The 17679-nt window shown below is 36.4% G+C and carries 16 protein-coding genes and 1 other RNA gene; 10 read left to right on the forward strand and 7 right to left on the reverse strand.

From position 1 onward, the window contains the following. Positions 1 to 4 precede the first annotated feature (4 nt). Together AC27VX_RS16455 and AC27VX_RS16460 are read right to left on the reverse strand one after the other, a co-directional pair. Positions 5 to 679: a DUF8845 family protein gene (locus AC27VX_RS16455; RefSeq protein WP_236855787.1), complete on the reverse strand. Its 675-nt coding sequence runs from the start codon at positions 677 to 679 to the stop codon at positions 5 to 7. Continuing rightward, positions 672 to 1163, reverse strand: coding sequence for an RNA polymerase sigma factor (locus AC27VX_RS16460; protein WP_236855786.1), 492 nt, complete (start codon positions 1161 to 1163; stop codon positions 672 to 674). Before AC27VX_RS16460 ends, AC27VX_RS16455 begins: the two co-directional genes overlap by 8 nt. A 189-nt stretch (positions 1164 to 1352) precedes the next feature. On the opposite strand from AC27VX_RS16460, the gene rnpB reads away from it, so the two are divergent. Beyond that, positions 1353 to 1677, forward strand: an RNA gene (gene rnpB / locus AC27VX_RS16465) — RNase P RNA component class A. Positions 1678 to 1761: 84 nt separating this feature from the next. Here the strand turns inward: rnpB and AC27VX_RS16470 are convergent. Together AC27VX_RS16470 and AC27VX_RS16475 are read right to left on the reverse strand one after the other, a co-directional pair. Beyond that, positions 1762 to 2631 carry a polyphosphate kinase 2 family protein gene (locus AC27VX_RS16470; protein WP_236855785.1) on the reverse strand — a complete coding sequence of 290 codons (870 nt, stop codon included), beginning with the start codon at positions 2629 to 2631 and terminating at the stop codon, positions 1762 to 1764. A gap of 244 nt (positions 2632 to 2875) precedes the next feature. Further along, a complete protein-coding gene (locus tag AC27VX_RS16475; RefSeq protein WP_236855784.1) occupies positions 2876 to 3340 on the reverse strand; it encodes a DUF1573 domain-containing protein in 465 nt (154 codons plus the stop codon). Between the two features lie 128 nt (positions 3341 to 3468). On the opposite strand from AC27VX_RS16475, the gene AC27VX_RS16480 reads away from it, so the two are divergent. From AC27VX_RS16480 to AC27VX_RS16505, 6 genes are all read left to right on the forward strand, one after another. After that, positions 3469 to 6084, forward strand: a complete 2616-nt coding sequence (locus tag AC27VX_RS16480) for a valine--tRNA ligase (RefSeq protein WP_488696706.1) — start codon at positions 3469 to 3471, stop codon at positions 6082 to 6084. 95 nt (positions 6085 to 6179) lie between these two features. Then, complete coding sequence (locus AC27VX_RS16485) at positions 6180 to 6422, forward strand: GIY-YIG nuclease family protein (protein WP_236855782.1); 243 nt, start codon at positions 6180 to 6182, stop codon at positions 6420 to 6422. Positions 6423 to 6526: 104 nt separating this feature from the next. Continuing rightward, a complete protein-coding gene (locus tag AC27VX_RS16490; protein WP_236855781.1) occupies positions 6527 to 7162 on the forward strand; it encodes a DUF4241 domain-containing protein in 636 nt (211 codons plus the stop codon). A 70-nt stretch (positions 7163 to 7232) separates the two neighbouring features. Next, positions 7233 to 8123 (forward strand): ribokinase, encoded by an 891-nt coding sequence (locus AC27VX_RS16495; protein ID WP_236855780.1) that lies wholly within the window; start codon positions 7233 to 7235, stop codon positions 8121 to 8123. An 89-nt stretch (positions 8124 to 8212) separates the two neighbouring features. Then, positions 8213 to 9058 (forward strand): alpha/beta hydrolase family protein, encoded by an 846-nt coding sequence (locus AC27VX_RS16500; protein ID WP_488696709.1) that lies wholly within the window; start codon positions 8213 to 8215, stop codon positions 9056 to 9058. Further along, positions 9055 to 9699 (forward strand): HD domain-containing protein, encoded by a 645-nt coding sequence (locus AC27VX_RS16505; protein ID WP_488696711.1) that lies wholly within the window; start codon positions 9055 to 9057, stop codon positions 9697 to 9699. The genes AC27VX_RS16500 and AC27VX_RS16505 overlap by 4 nt, the downstream gene beginning before the upstream one ends. Here the strand turns inward: AC27VX_RS16505 and AC27VX_RS16510 are convergent. Further along, positions 9696 to 10940: an outer membrane beta-barrel protein gene (locus tag AC27VX_RS16510; protein WP_236855777.1), complete on the reverse strand. Its 1245-nt coding sequence runs from the start codon at positions 10938 to 10940 to the stop codon at positions 9696 to 9698. The two genes, AC27VX_RS16505 and AC27VX_RS16510, sit on opposite strands and share 4 nt — an antisense overlap. A 68-nt stretch (positions 10941 to 11008) precedes the next feature. Between AC27VX_RS16510 and AC27VX_RS16515 the strand changes: the two genes are divergently transcribed. Continuing rightward, the gene (locus AC27VX_RS16515; RefSeq protein ID WP_236855776.1) at positions 11009 to 11608 is read left to right on the forward strand and encodes a hypothetical protein; all 600 of its coding nucleotides are present in this window, start codon (positions 11009 to 11011) and stop codon (positions 11606 to 11608) included. 55 nt (positions 11609 to 11663) lie between these two features. Here the strand turns inward: AC27VX_RS16515 and AC27VX_RS16520 are convergent, their stop codons facing one another. Together AC27VX_RS16520 and AC27VX_RS16525 are read right to left on the reverse strand one after the other, a co-directional pair. After that, positions 11664 to 11894: a hypothetical protein gene (locus tag AC27VX_RS16520; RefSeq protein ID WP_300686354.1), complete on the reverse strand. Its 231-nt coding sequence runs from the start codon at positions 11892 to 11894 to the stop codon at positions 11664 to 11666. Positions 11895 to 12034: 140 nt separating this feature from the next. Next, the gene (locus AC27VX_RS16525; protein WP_488696714.1) at positions 12035 to 12925 is read right to left on the reverse strand and encodes a DUF72 domain-containing protein; all 891 of its coding nucleotides are present in this window, start codon (positions 12923 to 12925) and stop codon (positions 12035 to 12037) included. Positions 12926 to 13352: 427 nt separating this feature from the next. Between AC27VX_RS16525 and AC27VX_RS16530 the strand changes: the two genes are divergently transcribed. Continuing rightward, positions 13353 to 13967, forward strand: coding sequence for a hypothetical protein (locus AC27VX_RS16530; RefSeq protein ID WP_488696715.1), 615 nt, complete (start codon positions 13353 to 13355; stop codon positions 13965 to 13967). A gap of 47 nt (positions 13968 to 14014) precedes the next feature. Continuing rightward, the gene (locus AC27VX_RS16535; RefSeq protein ID WP_488696717.1) at positions 14015 to 17638 is read left to right on the forward strand and encodes a hypothetical protein; all 3624 of its coding nucleotides are present in this window, start codon (positions 14015 to 14017) and stop codon (positions 17636 to 17638) included. Positions 17639 to 17679: the final 41 nt, after the last annotated feature.

The following is a 17679-nucleotide window of genomic DNA, read 5'->3' on the forward strand; positions in this document are numbered from 1 at the left end:
TGGATCAATTTTCCTGAGAATCTATTTCTTTAAGCTGTTTTAAATTCTTATCAAGTTTTTTAATAATGATACCATATACCAGTCTGTAATAAAGCCAGATCATAGATATGGCAAGCAGTGTGCTGACAGCAAGGCCAACAATAATGATCGTAAGATTGGAGTTGGTAGGCTGTATATTTTGAGAATTTAAAGTATAAAATATAAAAGCAGTCAGTACAAATGCGAATGCAATAAGCAATACAATACTAATCAGAATAAAGGCATTAACGGTTGTTTTGAATTTGATGATCCGGGTTATAAGTCCTTTCAGATTTTCCTCAATCTTTATTTTTCGGTAATTCTGATAGAATTTCAGGACAAAATAAGCCGTAATCAATAAACTTAATATTTTTATAGCTAAATAAACATGACCAAAATTGCTTTCTACTTCAGGAGCTTCTTGTGCACCCACTCTTTCCAGCATTTTTCGGAAACTGTCAGATTCTTCCTCCTGGAAGAAATAGAATAATCCCAGTACAGAAAAGAACAGGAATTCCACAACACTGATCCAGAAAATATACTTTACATAGTTGCGTGATTTTCTATTCAACATCTGAAGAATCTCACTGTTGTCATATTTAGGCTGCACAGGTTGTTCCTGCCAGGTTTTCTTAAAGCTATCTAAATCAAATTCAGGCATATTTTTCCATCTGTTCTTTAAGGGTTTTCTTTAATCTGTTCATTTTTACTCGTGCATTGACTTCAGTGATACCTAGATTTTCTGCAATATCCTTGTAAGGCAGATCGTCCAGATACATCATGACGATGGCTCTTTCTACATTAGGAAGAGTCTTGATTACAGTATACAAAAGCGATATCTGCTGCTGTTTTTCATCATCATCTTCCACAAAATCTTTGTGGTTGATGTCCAGTTCATTAGTAGGAAGGCTTTTGCTTTTTTTTCTAAAGAGCGTAATGGCTGTATTGAGCGCTACACGGTACATCCACGTGGAAATTTTAGAATTCCCTTTGAATGAGTCGTAACTTCTCCAAAGTTGTAACACAATCTCCTGAAAAAGATCTTCCTCATCCTCCAGAGAATTGGTATACAGACGAGATACCTTAATAATCAGACCCTGATTATCTTTGATAAGCTGCGCAAATTCTTTTTCTCTGGAATTCATAGATGTATAATGGCACGAAGATAATAATAATGTACTAATAGATGAAGAATTATAATTGTAAAATTGTAAAAGACCAAAAAAGAAAAGAAAACACAGCGTACGTATTTACTTATTTGTATTTCAGTCTTTCCCGCTTTCTTTGCCTGTTTTACAGCTTCCCTTCCTTAAATTTATGTATCTTTGCAATCGCGAGAAAATCGGCTTGTTGATTTCCTGTTTTGCAGGAGGTAGGAAAGTCCGGACACCATAGAGCAGCAAAGCGGATAACATCCGTCACCCGTGAGGGTAGGACAAGTGCAACAGAAAGCAAGTACAGTTCGGCTGTAGTGAAACCAGGTAAACTCTTTGCGGTGCAATGGTAAGTATATCGGTTCTTTTCAGCAATGGAAATAGGGGCGGCTCGTCCTGAAAGCCGAGGGGTAATCAGCTCAAGCTTTGCAGCAATGTAAAGCGTAGATAAATAACAGGCACTTCTTCGGAAGTACAAAATCCGGCTTATAGATTTTCTCGTGATTTTTTTACCAAAAGAAATAGAAGCTTGAAGTTAAAAATACAGATTTATTTTTCTTCAAACTTCCATTCTCTCTCTTTCTTTATACTATTCGTTTTCCAGTTGTTTTTTTGCCTTCTGAAGATCTTCTTTATCTTTATCGGAAAGCTGAGGATATTTCAGATTCATTTTTTCTAAAGTGTCTATAATGATCTGTACTGCTGCTACTCTGGCAAACCATTTGTTGTCGGCAGGAAGTACATACCATGGAGCATGATCTTTTGAAGTTTCATTGATAGCGGTCTCATAACATTCCATATATTGATCAAATAATGCTCTTTCCGGAAGGTCAGCGGCAGAGAATTTCCAGTTTTTTTCCTGCTCGTTAATTCTGTCCAGAAGTCTTTTTTTCTGCTCATCCTTAGAGACATTTAAAAAGATCTTCACAATGGTTGTTCCGTTTTGTGCAAGGTGTTTTTCAAAATTTCGAATGCTTTCATACCTGTTTTCCCAGAATTCATTATTGAACTCTTTTACAGAAGACCAGGTCTTTTCGCTTAAATTATACTCAGGATGCACCTTACATACCAATACATTTTCATAATGTGAACGGTTGAAAATTCCAATCATCCCTTTTTGGGGTAATGCAATATAGTGTCTCCATAAAAAATCATGAGAATATTCTTTGGGACTTGGAGTTTTAAAGCTGGTTACATTACAACCCTGTGGGTTTACCCCTCCGAACACATGTTCTATCATGCTGTCTTTTCCGGCAGCATCCATGGCTTGTAAAACGACTAAAAGAGATTGACTTCCGTCAGCATATAATTTTTCCTGCAATTCACGCAGTTTTTCTTTTTCCTGAATTAATAATTGGGCTCCTTCATCTTTGGTGAGTTTGCCTTTATATGAAGTTGAGGATTTCTTTATTGAGAATTTTCCGTTTACTTTAAAATCATCTGAGAAATTGGTGTCCATATATTTTTTAAGATTAAATTATTAAGATTTAATAAGAGCAAAATTTAGTCCGCTTTCAGAAATAACTAGAATTCCTCCCGGCTTTAGCTAAAACATAAATAGGTTCCGGGAAAATTTCAATGCTTTATGATATGCAATCAGAGATCCATTCCCTGAAACATGTTATCTGCTGTCTATTACTGATATAAATGTAATAAAAAAACCGCCTCTGTAGAGACGGTTCCTTTATTTTTTTGAGTAGAGATTAATTTGCGGCAGCCTTTTTAGCTACTTTTGCCGCTTTTTTCTCAGCTTTAGCAGCTTCTTTCTGTTCCGCAGGAGTCAATGGTTTTGGGTCAGGGGCATTAGCATCTACGTTACCTTTAATGTAGATTACGCTTCTGCTGTTTGCAGGGTCGTTAGAGAAAACCTCAATCATTTTGTTGAAACCTCCAGGAATAGAAGTGTTGTATCCTACTTTAATTTTAGCAGATTTTCCCGGCATGATAGGATCCTGGCTAAATTCTGGCGTAGTACATCCACAAGAAGGTTTTACATTTGAAAGGATCAAAGGCTTATCACCTGAATTTGTTACTGTAAAGAATCTTGTACCGTCTGAGCTAGGCTTGATAGTACCATAGTCAAAAGTTGTTTTATCAAAGGTAATAGTTTGTGCAGATGCAAGAGCAAATGTTCCGAATAATGCAATTCCTGCGATTAATTTCTTCATATTCTTGAATGTTAATATGTTTGTTAGATAAATTTTGTGAAACAAAGTTAAAAATTATTTTAATTCATGGTTAAAATTTTTTTTCTTTAGACTATTTTTGCAAATCGTAAGTCAAAGAAATAGAATTTATGCAGATTTCAGAAAAGTACAATCCACAGGAAACAGAACAAAAATGGTACAACTTCTGGATGGAAAATAAATATTTTCATTCAGAACCTAATAACAAGCCGCCATATACCGTGGTAATACCTCCGCCCAACGTGACGGGGATCTTACACATGGGGCATATGCTGAACAATACCATTCAAGATGTTCTGGTCCGCCGTGCAAGAATGCGCGGGTTTAATGCCTGCTGGATTCCGGGAACAGATCACGCTTCAATTGCTACTGAAGCTAAAGTTGTTGCTAAATTGAAGTCTGAAGGGGTCAGCAAGTCAGATATTACCCGCGAGCAATTCCTGGAACATGCCTGGGAATGGACAAATAAATATGGAGGAACAATCCTTGAGCAGTTGAAAAAGCTGGGATGTTCATGTGATTGGGATAGAACCCGCTTCACAATGGAAGATAAATTGTCTCAGCAGGTTATCAAAAGCTTTGTCGATTTATATAATAAAGGGTTGATCTACAGAGGATACCGTATGGTAAACTGGGATCCGGAAGCCAAGACCAATATTTCAGATGAAGAGGTAATATTTAAAGAACAAAATGGGAAATTATATTTCCTTAAGTATAAAATCGAAGGTTCAGAAGAATTTCTTTCCGTTGCTACAACGCGTCCTGAAACTATTTTCGGGGATACTGCCGTATGTATCAATCCTAATGATGAAAGATATGCCCACCTGAAAGGTAAAAATGTAATAGTACCTATCGTAAACCGTGTAATCCCAATTATTGAAGACGAATATGTTGACATTGAATTCGGAACAGGAGCTTTGAAGATTACTCCGGCACACGATACCAATGATTACGAAATCGGACAAAAACATCAGTTGAAAATGATTGATGCTTTGGATGATGACGGAAACCTTAATGAACATGGTCTTCATTATGCCGGTAAAAACAGATTTGACGTAAGAAAGCAGATTGCAAAAGAGCTGGAAGAAAAAGATCTTTTGTTAAAAGCTGAGGATTATGTAAATAAAGTGGGAACTTCTGAAAGAACAGGAGCTGTAATTGAGCCTAAAATTTCAGTACAATGGTTCCTTAAAATGTCTGAAATTGCTAAACCTGCACTGGATGTAGTAATGGATGATGAGGTGAAGTTTTATCCTGAAAAATTCAAAAATACTTACAGACACTGGATGGAAAACATTCGTGACTGGAATATCTCCCGCCAGCTTTGGTGGGGACAGCAGATTCCTGCTTACTATTACGGTACAGGAGATGAAGATTTTGTGGTAGCTGAAACTATAGAAGAAGCTTTAGAACTGGCAATACAGAAAACAGGAAATCAGGAATTAACGGTAGAAAGCCTGAGACAGGATGTTGATGCATTAGATACATGGTTTTCATCATGGCTATGGCCGATGTCTGTATTTGATGGATTACTTGACCCTGAAAATAAGGATATCAACTACTATTATCCAACATCTGACCTTGTTACAGGTCCGGATATTATTTTCTTCTGGGTAGCCAGAATGATTATGGCCGGATTGGAATACAGAAAAGAAGTTCCTTTCAAAAATGTTTATTTTACAGGTATTGTAAGAGACAGCCAGAGAAGAAAGATGTCTAAATCTTTAGGAAACTCTCCAGATCCACTAGAGTTAATCTCTGAATTTGGAGCTGATGGAGTTCGTGTTGGTATCTTATTAAGTTCAGCTGCCGGAAATGACCTTCTTTTTGATAAAGACTTAATGCTTCAGGGAAGAAACTTTGCCACAAAGATCTGGAATGCGTTCCGTTTGATCAATATGTGGAACCACGAAGATAAACCTGCAAACCCAACAGAGACTCAGACCATCGAATGGTTCGAAAATAAATTAAACAAAACGATTGTTGAAATTAATGATCAGTTTGAGAAGTTCAGAATTTCTGATGCTCTTCATTTGATCTACAAATTAATTTGGGATGATTTTTGCGGTTGGTATCTTGAGGCGATTAAACCAAACTATGGTGAAGGAATCTCTAAAGATGTTTATAACAGAACAATTGCGTTATTTGAAGAATTGATGAAATTACTTCATCCGTTTATGCCTTTCTTAACAGAAGAATTGTGGCAGACTATTTCGGAAAGAAGTATTGAAGAAGCGTTAATGATTTCTCAGCAGAAAACAGGAGGAGAATTTGATGAAACTATCATCAAAAACTTTGAAACGGCAGCAGAATTCATTTCCGGAGTTAGAAATTACCGTCAGACAAAAGGAATTTCACCTAGAGAAGAAGTTGAGATATATACCAATGCTTCTGAATTTGCCAATGAAGCAGTAGTAAGAAAATTAGCAAATGTTTCTGATATCCATTTTGGACAGAAAACAGATAAGCCAAGCTTTACTTTCCTGGTAGGAGCAACTGAAGTTTCTATACCTTTAAGTGAAAACCTTGACTTAGGTGAGGAAAAAATAAAAACTGAAGAAGAATTGAAATATTTAAAAGGATTCTTAATCTCAGTGGAGAAGAAGCTTTCCAACGAAAAATTTGTTGCCAATGCAAAACCTGAAGTAGTAGAAGGAGAGCGTAAAAAACAAAAAGATGCTCTTGACAAGATTACGATTTTGGAAGAGAAGCTGAAAAGTTTGTAGATTATCCAGATAAATTAGGGCTAATTTGTTGGAGTGTCAGGCTGAGCACAGAGTAAAATCTGTGAACGAATGTTCAAAAGCCTTTTTAAAATAAGATGAAATACTATTTCATGTCTATTTTAAGATGTTTCCATGAGTCTTATTATAAAGGAGTTATCAGTGATGCTGAATTGAGATTTTCTCAGTATCAGACAGGCAGATTTCCTGAAAGTTATACTCATAAAAGAAGACCAGTTGAACTCGTCTTCTTTTATGTATTTAATGACATTAATCAAACAACTGCGTTTGAGAAACAAGTGACAGGTGGGAGAAGAAAGAAAAGAAGCCCTTATAAATGATTATTGGGATTAGTTAAATAAAAATCATTTTGATCATGTTGAACAAGAGATTAAAAAGATTTCAGCTCCAATCAGCCTGACGCGGAAAATAAAGAATAAATTAAATGACACATTTAGAAAACATAAAAAAACTATTCTCGAAAGACTTTGTAGAAAGTCCGTTATTGGAAAGTTTTGAAGTAGGGAAGATTTACCTTTCCAGTGGAAAGCTGGTTGCTTGTGATCCATTAATCACAAATGATATGCTTTCTTTTACTGCAGAGTTTCCGAAAGGAGATTTTTCTGTAATGTTACATAAAGAAAGAGATAGTAACTGCGTGGCATATGCCGAAATAGTATTCAGTAATTCTAAAATTAAAGAATGGAAACTGGCCACCACAATGGGGCAGAATGTAAAAGAACTGGCAGAAGGAGAAGTCTTTGGATACCCCGTAGAAAGCGGAATGGGATGTTTCATGGATGTTGATACTCAAAGCAGTCTCAACGAGCTGGAACTAAAATTATATAATAGCAAAGGCGGAGATTTCATGGGGATCTATGAAGAATTTTTCCACGGGCATTTTTTTGATAAAAACGGAGCTATAGATCAATATGCTTTTCTAAAACCTTCAGAAGAACATCCTGGAACTATATTTGCCTTTGAAACCGGATATGGTGAAGGCTTTTATGCCAGCTATATCGCTTATGATAAAGATCAATCCCCGGTAAAGATAATTACTGAATTTATTGAAATAAGTTAATAAAAAAATAGTTACTTTTGAAATACCATTTTTCTTAAAATATTAAACTTAAAAGCCAATATAAAACACAATGCATTTCTCATCAGAACAACCCCGGATTATTGTTGTAGGAAGCTCATCCATAGATTTGGTATTAGACACCGAAAAACTTCCTTTACCTAATGAAACGGTTTTGGCCGTTAATTCAGACAGCTATTTTGGAGGTAAAGGAGCTAATCAGGCTGTAGGTACGGCCAGATTGGGAGCAAGCGTGTATTTTATAGGATGCGTAGGAATGGATCCTCTTGGTCAGCAGATTATGAGGAATCTGGTGGGCGAAAATGTAAATGTGGGCTTTGTATATGAAACAGACAAAGAAGCTACAGGGACTGCCTATGTGACGACCTCACACGGAAATGCTGCCATTGTAGTAGTGCCTGCCGCCAATAAATACCTTAATAAGAATCATATAGACGAAGCAGACCGCTATTTTCATACTGTAGATCTTGTATTGGTACAGCTAGAAGTTTCTATGGAAGTGGTAGAATATACCATCAGAAAAGCAAAAAAATATGGCAAAAAAGTAGGGCTGTATGCCTCGCCAGCAATGAGAGTCAGCGAAGAAATCTTAGAGAATGTTGATTTTATTGTAGCTAAAAGCAGCGAACTGTACATTATTTTCGGCGAGGAGAAAAGAGAAGACGTTCTTAAAAAGTACTTCAATAAGGTCTTTGTAAGAGATGATACCAACTCTACTATCTATTTTGACGGTACAGAGATGAAGTATTACAGAAATGATAAAGATGAAACGGTTTATAAGATGGGAATGGGAGATGCTTTTACCTCAGGTTTTGCTATTGCGCTTTGCCATGGAAACACCATTGAAGAATGTGTGAAATTTGGAAATGAAGTATCATCAAGGGTATCAGGAGGGAAAGGATCTCAAACAGGATTACCGAGAATATCAGATTTCCGTTCCTAAAACTATTGAAGGCATATCGAAAGTCCAGAATTTAACTTAAAAATAAATGTAAAATGTCCACTTTTATAGTGGATTTTTTCTTTTATAATATGGAAAAACTAATACTTACTACAGAAGACCATGTTTCTCTGACTGCCCATCTTTTTCAGCCTGAAAAAAGTAATGCAAAACTATTACTCATTAACTCAGCAACAGGGGTGAAGCAGCAGGTCTATTTTTCCTTTGCCAATTATTTTGCAGAACAGGGATTTACTGTTATTACCTATGATTATAGGGGTATAGGGCTTTCCAAACCCCAAAAGATAAGAGGTTTTCAAAGCTCTATGAGAATCTGGGGCTCAAAAGATTATAAAACATTAACTCAGTATATCACCCAAAATTTTCCTCAATACAAAAAGTATTGTCTGGGACATTCTGTAGGTGCGCTTATTCTTGGGATGAATGAGGACTCTAAAATGTTTGAAGAATTTGTTTTTGTAGGAACACAAAATGCCTTTGTTGGTAATCTTAGATTGAAAACAAAAATTGAAGCCTACCTTGGTTTTGGAATTGTTCAGCCATTAACCACTTCATTATTAGGGTATTTTCCGGCACATTGGTTTGGACTCGGAGAAAGTCTTCCAAAAAATTGTGCATATGACTGGAGAACCTTAATTTTAAACAAGAAATCAACCAACAGATTGCTGGAGAAAATTGATGATTATTCTAAGAATTTAACGCAGAAAGTATTCGTAATTCGGGCTGAAGATGACGTCTGGTTAACAGAAAAGGGAGTGCTGAGTTTACTAAATGATACTTATCCTAATCTTAAACCCACTTACCGGTTGGTAAGAACTTCTGAATCTGATAAAAAAGAAATAGGACACGTTAATTTTTTTAGAAGCTACAATCATAAGCTCTGGAATATTATTTTAAATGAACTGATAGATCAATGAAAAGTACGATTAACAAAACAATAGAATTTGTAAAAGAAAAATTAGAAGGAGCAGAAGCGGGACACGACTGGTTTCATATTGAAAGAGTCTGGAAACTTGCTGCAAAGATTGCAGAAACAGAAGATTGTGACAGGGAAGTAGTAGAATTATCTGCATTATTACATGATATCGCAGACCCTAAATTTCATAACGGAGACGAAACCATTGCCCCAAAAATCTCAAGAGAGTTCCTGGAAAGCCAGAATGTTTCAGAAGGAATTATCCAAAAGGTCTTATTTGTGATTGAGAATATCTCATTCAAAAACAGGAGCCAGGCTCCGGAAAATCCATCCATTGAACTTAAAATTGTACAGGATGCAGACCGTATTGACGCTATAGGTGCTATTGGAATTGCCAGAACATTCAACTTTGGAGGATTCAAAAATAACCTGATGTATGATCCTGCTCTAAAACCTAATTTAGGAATGTCTAAAGAAGAATATAAGAAATCCAACGGGACTACCATCAATCATTTTTACGAAAAATTGTTGCTTCTGAAAGATCTGATGAATACTGAGGAAGGAAAAAGAATGGCCGAAGAAAGACACCAGTATATGCTGAATTTCCTCGACCAGTTTTATAAAGAATGGAATGTAGATTAGAAAATATTATATCCCAGGATTAAAGAGAAAGATTTAAGATCTGCGTGAGGAAGGTCCTTATAAAGGATGTTTGTGCTGCTGCTAAATCTCGCCTCTACACTGAATTTGTTATGATAATTGAATCCTGCCCCAAGAGACATACCTCTGAAGCTTTGAGTGGAAGCAAGAGCAATCTTATCAAATACAGCATTATCGTAATCCACATCTATTGAAGCTGATGAACTTGTTCTTACATTCAATACATTGGTAGCGACATTAACGAAGATTTTTGATTTTTCATTCAAAAACATAGAATATCTTATCCCTACAGGAATACTAATAAAAGAATAGCTGTCCATTGTCATATTATACAGATTATCATCTGTGCGGATAGTTGTTTTTTTATTGGTATACTGAGCATAGGTAGGCTCAAGGATCACAGACCATTTATTCTTATTAAACGGTAAAACCAATTCTGCTTCCACACCAATTCTGAAGTTAGATTTTGAAGGGAAACCGGGATTGCGGTAAGATTCCTTCAACTCCAATGGCGCATAAAAATTAATCCCCGGTCTGATACTAAGGTTGAATTTTGGCTTCTTTTTAGTTTCAGTGAAAGACTGGTCGCTGTTCTGAGCTGTTGATCCGTCAGAATTTTCACCATTATAAGTTTTAAATATTTTCGTTAAGCTGGAAGCTGTATACTGTGTTTTGTTTACTAAAGACTGAGCATTGGTGTTATCCGCAAAAATAGTTTTTAACTGATCAAGATACTGTTCATTGGTAGCAACCTGAGAGCTGTTTCCGTTAAAGAAATATTTTTTATAAATCAAAGGTTGAATGGTTGAATCTGATTCTGAATAGAAATACCTTGTAATATGACCTTTGTAGGTGTATAAATTTTTATTTCCGGCAACAAGCTCTTTCAGGAATACTGAGCTTTTGACGAACTTAGGTTCTTTGGTGTTGGAAAAACTGGAAATGTCATCAGATGAGTAGTCGATATTTCCATTATAGGTAACATATTTGGAGTCGTTATAGATCCCGAATTCCTTGATTGTAGATGGCGTTCCTTTATCTTCGGCTGAATTCTCATCTGTTTTGAAAACGAAATTGTCAGGATTGCTTACCCATCCTTTATTTTTGATGAGAACCTCTTTTTTTACATTATTCTGGTCTATAATATACCCTTTTTCGAATTTTACCTGTGCATAAAATGAAGCTATACTAAACAAAATAAGTCCTGAAAGTGTTTTTTTCATGGTTAGTTTAAGTTAAAATTTGGTGGCAAATATAGATAAAATACAGAGAAGAAGTATCTTTGTAGAATATGACACTGATTATTTTTATAATATTTCTCGCTTCTATCTTTTCCTTGGTTCTATTCAAGGTAAAATCGGGGCCTATAGCAAAATGGGCCAAGCTGTTTCGCATTGTAACCGTAGTTTCTTCGATCTCTGTTTTTACCTATTGGTTTATTAAGAAAAGTGCTGTTGCATTTGTAGCCAATTCCGTTGGACTGCAGGTAGTCAATAAACTTCCGCAGACCCTCGATTTTTATCTTATTAATGTAAGCAAGACAGATAAAACAACAACGCTGGAACCGAAGCACATTGGTAAAATACGTCCGGAATATTACAGAATAGAATATCTTAAAATGGATAAGTCTGATGAATACTGGATCGCAGGATATCTTGGGAAAAAGAACCTTGTCTACTTTTCCCAACACTCTGTGCCCAATAAAAATATTGATCAGATTGTAGAAGTACAGAATTATATCAATCAGAGTATGAAGCTTTCCGAAGCGGCCAAAAAACAGGTGGATGCCTATAATTATGAGAATACAAAACTGGGGATCTGGATTACTTTGGACTTTCTGCTTTTATTTCTTAATCTCGCACTTCTGCTGAAAAAAAATAAGACAAAATAATATATTATACAGGTAATGAATTGTTTTTATACTTCTCATTACCTATCATTTTTTACTAAGGATAATTCAGGATCTGCATGATCTGTTCCTTAAATTCTTCCGGGCAGCTTCTTACCAGCCTGTCTTTATTCTGTTTGCTGATCTGCTGAGGTTCCAGCCATTCAATTCTGTTAGAATTCAGACTGTGATTGTCATATACTCTTTTTATCTTAGAGTTATCATAAAAAGTATATTCATCACCAAGCCAGCTGCTGGTAATACTGATTTTGCAAATTTCCTTTTCCATCATATTTATTTTAAAACATACCCTATTAGTGAAATAAGGTATACTCTAATGTAGACATTTTTCTGCTATGAAAAGGATTTATATTTTTTTGAAGGTAAATTATTAAATAGGTATTGCCCTTTAGGTAGGGTCTAATTCTTTTAAAAAAGAGTTCCTGTACTTTCAGTTGCCATTTGTGGAATATGAATATCGGTTTTCCATTCCTGGTTCATCTTCTTGATGAAATAGGCCGATAGCAGAGGGGAAGCTTTTTCTATATTCTGGTGTACAAAAAAGTACAGATTTTGAAGACCTTCTTTTTTCCATTTTGTTAAATGCTTCATCCAGTCATCCAGTCTTTTATAATCGCTTTCTGCATTCGCCCCTACATAGCGGATGAACGCGTTGGGGGTCGTAAGGCGCATGTGAAGCATATCTCTTCTTCCTGCTGTATCTACAATGATATTGGTAATATGATGGGCTTCAAAAAGCTCACAGGTTGTATTAAGGATTTCTTCGTTGGTAAACCATTCCGTATTTCTAAGCTCTATAGCCAGAGGTACTTCTTTGGGCCATTCTTTTACAAATTTTTCCAGCCTGTCATAGTCTTTAGGCTTGAAATTATCATGAAGCTGAAGAAAGGCCATCCCCAGCTTTTCATCAAAATTAATCACTGCTGAAGCGAAATGGGTAACCGGATCCGTTACATCAATCAGTCTTCTGAAGTGAGAAACCGTATTGGTGATTTTAGGGAAAAATTTAAAATTTTCGGGAGTTTTCTCCTTCCAGGTTTTTACCTGATCAGGAGTAGGCATTCCGTAGAACGTAGCATTCAGTTCAATAGAATTGAATTGCGTCGCATAATAGGTCAGTTCATCTTTCGTTCCTTTCGGATAAAATCCCTTCAGATCAGTTTTATTCCATTTAGCACATCCTATGGAAATATTCTCTAACCCTTTTTTATTTAGACTTAAAATTTCTTTGGTTCTGGAATGATCTTTTGGTAACGTGAAATCTATTTTTGAAGGATCCTCTACCTGGCCGAATTTCATATTTTAAGTTTTTGTGAATTAAACTGTATAACAAATATAATACAAAGTTTTGAGATTTTACTCCTGATGATTAAGATATGGGGTACAGAATCAGTAATGAACTATGAAAGTATACATTATTCTTGTAAAAACTGATAGCGAATAATTATTGTTAATTATTGAAGGATTTTAATGACTATTATTTTATAATGTACATAAACTAACGATAGTTGTTCTTTTTTTTAATTAATTTTTATATCAGAAAGGCTGTCACTATTCGCGAATAGTGACAGCCTTTTTGTTGCACTTGCTGTTATTTCAGGATATGTTTACTGTTCTTTGGAGATGGTCCATTTTCTCACGCATGTACATCCTATTATTGGTGATTTGCTGTAGTATGGATAATGATCCATTTTTATTATAGACAATTCTTATAAAACATATAGTTATGAAAAGAAAAATGACCTCTATTTTTTTACTGATCTGCGGTCTTGGATTCGCACAGGTTGGTGTGAATACTACAAATCCGCAGGCCACTCTGGATGTTACCCTTCCTGCCGGGTATACGTCCGGAACTAAAGCCGGGATTGCTTTCCCTCAATTGTCGGGAAATGATATAGAATCAATAAATACTGCCGGACTGAGATCCGGAACCCTGGTCTACAGTACTTCTGCCTCTACAGCATCAACAAAGGATATTACAGCACCGGGCTACTGGTACTGGAAGGATACTACAGACAAATGGGAACCCGTACTTAACAATGCACCCAGGTTCTTCTATTCACCATCTATTCCTATTGATACCAGGGTAACTGTGGGTTCTTTAGATTTATATGCTAATTATAGCAATCAATTTACAAATCCTATGACAAGCAGTACCGGAGCATCAGGGAATATTCCTGTGTATGCAGCTTCCGCACTGGAATATTACATTACATGGTATGACGACACTATATTTTCTAATGTATCAATAGATGCAAATGGAAAATTAACGTACAGTATCCTGAACACTGCGGATACAAGCAAAATTACCTATATGAATGTTGTTTTCGTGGTGAAATAAGATATGTTAACAGACATTTTAAATTAATTAATGGATTAAAAATCATAATGAAACGAGAACAAAATTTTAAATATTTTCTTTTTCTCCTTTTGCTTTTGCTTTTCGTAAAAGGATCAGCTGCCAATTATTATTGGGTAGGAGGGAGTGGAAACTGGAGTGACATCAACCACTGGAGGACTTCGTCGGGAGGAACCTTCATGCCTTCTGTGGTCCCGGGACCTGCTGATAATGTATTTTTTGATGCCAACTCTGGATTTGTTTCAACAAACAAAACAGTTACGCTTAACGTGACGGCAAGCTGTAATAATATTGTCTTTTCAGTAAACAATACGGTTCCTGTTTTGAAAGGAACCGGTAAAGAACTCAATATCTATGGCTCATCTGAATGGCAGACCGGAATGACGATAAGTAATATAGCCGCTGTTTATTACAGGAATAGCAACACTCCGAAAACAATAAAAAGCAATGGAGTAGTTCTGGATGCAAAAAATGTTTATTTTCAGGAAAAAACATCGATAAGTTTATCAGATGACTTTACTGTTTCAGGTATATTACGCCAGGCAGCAGGAATTTGGAATACCAATAACTTTAAAGTGACTCTGTCAGATTACTGGGGGCAGTACCTAACCGAGCCGGGAGTCCTCAATATGGGAAGTTCAGAATTTTTTATAACTGAAAGTTTTGTAACAGAAAGCGCTTTATTGACACTGAATGCTGGTACTTCGCATATTCATTTTTCCGGGGTTGGCAGAATAAGACCTTTTTCTGGCCAGACTTATTATGATATAAGCTTTGATAATGCTCTGAAAACCTCATATTTAGGAAGTCTTCAGAACGGTAAAGTATATTATAACCGAGTGGAAATCAAAGGAAATGGAAATTTGATTAAAGATAACCAGGTTAAAGAACTTATTTTTTCGGAAGGAAAGACTTATATTTTAGGATCAGGATCTACACAAACGGTAACTTCCTTACTTAGATCTCATTCTTCCGGGTGTGGAGAGATAGCAATGATCAGTTCTTCAACTCCCGGTACTCAAGCTCAACTTGTGGCTATAAATGGAGTGACTATTGATGTCTCAAGAACTGTTTTAAGGGATATAGGGGCATCAGGAGGGGCATTATTTACGGCATCAAACTCTACGGATGGTGGAAATAATACAGGATGGAGCTTTCCAGCCGCTTTGGGACAAAATCTCTACTGGGTAGGAGGGTCTGGAAATTGGAATGAAAAAGAAAGTTGGTCGCAAACAAGTGGAGGTGCTGGGGGATTCTGTATTCCCGGGCCATCAGATAATGTGTTTTTTGATGCTAATTCGGGATTTACGATAACAGATAAAGAGGTTTCCTTACCATCGGCTTCCTACTGTCACAATATTATTTTTTCCGGTAGTACCGTTGCCCCTGTTTTGAAAGGAAATACGCAGGTTCTTAATATTTACGGAATATCCGAATGGCAATCCGGTATGCAAGTGAATGTAGGTACTCTTTATTATCGTAATACAGGAGAAGTAAAAACCATTAAAAGCAATGGTGTTTTAGCGGTAGTTGAAGACATTATTTTTGAAGAAGAGAATACCGTCAACCTCCTTGATGATCTGTCTTTCTCAGGTAGATTAAGCCAAATGGCTGGGACCTGGAATACCAATAATCATAAGGTTTTGGTTGGGAAGTATTATGCCGATGGGGGATCAAAACCCCGAACAGTTAATATGGGGAGTTCAGATTTTTATGTAACTGATAGCTATTCCGCAACTTTTTCTACAAATAGTTCCGGCACTATAACGGTTAACTCCGGAACCTCACATATTTACTTTCAGGGCTCTTTTTCTGTTTTTAATGCTCATACAGGTCAGATATTTCATAACGTCACTTTTGAAAATGGGAGCTCAGGCACATTAAACGGATCTTATCAGGGAGATCATGTGTATTTTAATAGAGTGGAATTTAAGGGTGATGGATCCTTGCGTTGGGATTCTCAGATCAATGAGCTTATTTTAAAACAAGGTAAGGTTTATACATTGAACGGAATCACAACGGTAATGACTTCACTGACAGCTTATGCTTCCAATTGTGAAGAGTGGATCACAATTAACTCTTCCGTTCCAGGAGTTGTAGCGGAAATCGTTGCAGGATCCGGAGTTTCAATAGACGTTTCGAGAGTCATTTTAAAAGATATAAAAGCGTCAGGAGGAGCTGTATTTAATACCGTAAATTCTGTAGATGGTGGCAATAATGTAGGTTGGGTATTTTCAGATGGTATAGGTAAAAACTTATACTGGGTTGGAGGAAGTGGAACCTGGAGTGATATATTACATTGGTCACAAACCAGTGGCGGAGTAGGAGGCTACTGTCTTCCAGGGCCCTTAGATAATGTATTTTTCGACGCTCAGTCAGGATTTACATCAACAGATAAAACAATTACCATTGGCAGTATTGCAAATTGTCATGACATTACCTTTGCAGGAAGTACTGTAGCTCCATTTTTAAATGGTTTCAGCAAAGAGCTTAATGTGTATGGAGCATCTATCTGGCAAGAGGGAATGGCAGTTACTGTAAGGGAAATATATTACAGAAACAGTAATGAAGACAAGACAATCAAAAGTAATGAGGTTTTGCTGGAGGCTAAGATAATTTTAGAAGAAGAGAAATCAATAAGTTTACTCGATGACTTTTCTATTTCAGGAGGATTAGAGCATAATGCCGGAACCTGGAATACCAATAATCATAAAGTGACCTTAGCATGGGGGTATTCTGCAGACTACAATGCACAAAAGGTCAGAACCATTAATATGGGAAGTTCGGATTTCTATATAAAATATGTTGGGGGGTATTTTCTATCTGATTCTTCTCTATTAACAGTGAACGCCGGGACTTCACATATTCATTTTTTAGAATCTTCCGCTGTACTTGGGCCGGCTGCAGGTCAGACTTATTACAATGTTACCTTTGAAAATACTCAGGGATTTGGTGGTTTGGGAAATTTGCAGACCGGTAAGACATATTATAATCGTGTGGAGTTCAAGGGTGATGGAACGTTTCTGAAAGAAAATGAGATCAAAGAACTCATCCTTACCGCTGGAAAAACATATAAGATGCAATCGGGTGGTACACAGGTTGTCACCGATAAATTGTATGCAAGCGGAAACTCCTGCTTTGTAATCTTTCTCAAAAGTACTTCAGATGGTACAAGTGCCGGGCTTAATGTACAAGGTGGTCCCACCAGCTTTGATTTTGCCAATGTGAAAGATATTAACGCATCAGGATTGATACTTCATTTTGGAAGTAAATCCTCAAACGCGGGTAATAATTCAAATACTGTATTTGATGCTTATGATCCGGGGGTCTTTTCGGGATTTAAAGATCAAAACTGGGATGCTGCTCTTTTTGACAACAATGATCCGGCTTCTTATACTTTAACTTCATCCGGTTTCTATGGGAATCCTTCAACGGCATATGAATGGACAAAAATTGGTGACCCTGCGCATATAGGTGTCATTGCGACTACCGATTCCATAGATCTGCGATCTTTCGGATATGGTACTTATCATGTTAAAGTAACTTATTCGGCTGCGGGATCATCTGATTATTGTGTAGTAGAGGAAAATATTTGGGTCAGAAAATATACACCAAGTATGATTAATCCGGCATTGCCAATCAGGAATTATTAATTGATGATGGTCATAATAAACCAAAAAACCGCAGGACTAGT

The sequence above is a fragment of the Chryseobacterium sp. 14P4.3.2 genome, from assembly GCF_057799275.1.

What these genes read in the sequence shown, in the direction of transcription:
- AC27VX_RS16490 (WP_236855781.1), top strand. Translation starts at nt 6,527, where the DNA reads ATGACACATTTAGAAAACATAAAAAAACTATTCTCGAAAGACTTTGTA.
- AC27VX_RS16485 (WP_236855782.1), top strand. Translation starts at nt 6,180, where the DNA reads ATGAAATACTATTTCATGTCTATTTTAAGATGTTTCCATGAGTCTTAT.
- AC27VX_RS16515 (WP_236855776.1), top strand. Translation starts at nt 11,009, where the DNA reads ATGACACTGATTATTTTTATAATATTTCTCGCTTCTATCTTTTCCTTG.
- AC27VX_RS16510 (WP_236855777.1), bottom strand. Translation starts at nt 10,940, where the DNA reads ATGAAAAAAACACTTTCAGGACTTATTTTGTTTAGTATAGCTTCATTT.
- AC27VX_RS16460 (WP_236855786.1), bottom strand. Translation starts at nt 1,163, where the DNA reads ATGAATTCCAGAGAAAAAGAATTTGCGCAGCTTATCAAAGATAATCAG.
- AC27VX_RS16495 (WP_236855780.1), top strand. Translation starts at nt 7,233, where the DNA reads ATGCATTTCTCATCAGAACAACCCCGGATTATTGTTGTAGGAAGCTCA.
- AC27VX_RS16530 (WP_488696715.1), top strand. Translation starts at nt 13,353, where the DNA reads ATGAAAAGAAAAATGACCTCTATTTTTTTACTGATCTGCGGTCTTGGA.
- AC27VX_RS16500 (WP_488696709.1), top strand. Translation starts at nt 8,213, where the DNA reads ATGGAAAAACTAATACTTACTACAGAAGACCATGTTTCTCTGACTGCC.
- AC27VX_RS16505 (WP_488696711.1), top strand. Translation starts at nt 9,055, where the DNA reads ATGAAAAGTACGATTAACAAAACAATAGAATTTGTAAAAGAAAAATTA.
- AC27VX_RS16480 (WP_488696706.1), top strand. Translation starts at nt 3,469, where the DNA reads ATGCAGATTTCAGAAAAGTACAATCCACAGGAAACAGAACAAAAATGG.
- AC27VX_RS16520 (WP_300686354.1), bottom strand. Translation starts at nt 11,894, where the DNA reads ATGGAAAAGGAAATTTGCAAAATCAGTATTACCAGCAGCTGGCTTGGT.
- AC27VX_RS16470 (WP_236855785.1), bottom strand. Translation starts at nt 2,631, where the DNA reads ATGGACACCAATTTCTCAGATGATTTTAAAGTAAACGGAAAATTCTCA.
- AC27VX_RS16525 (WP_488696714.1), bottom strand. Translation starts at nt 12,925, where the DNA reads ATGAAATTCGGCCAGGTAGAGGATCCTTCAAAAATAGATTTCACGTTA.
- AC27VX_RS16455 (WP_236855787.1), bottom strand. Translation starts at nt 679, where the DNA reads ATGCCTGAATTTGATTTAGATAGCTTTAAGAAAACCTGGCAGGAACAA.
- AC27VX_RS16535 (WP_488696717.1), top strand. Translation starts at nt 14,015, where the DNA reads ATGAAACGAGAACAAAATTTTAAATATTTTCTTTTTCTCCTTTTGCTT.
- AC27VX_RS16475 (WP_236855784.1), bottom strand. Translation starts at nt 3,340, where the DNA reads ATGAAGAAATTAATCGCAGGAATTGCATTATTCGGAACATTTGCTCTT.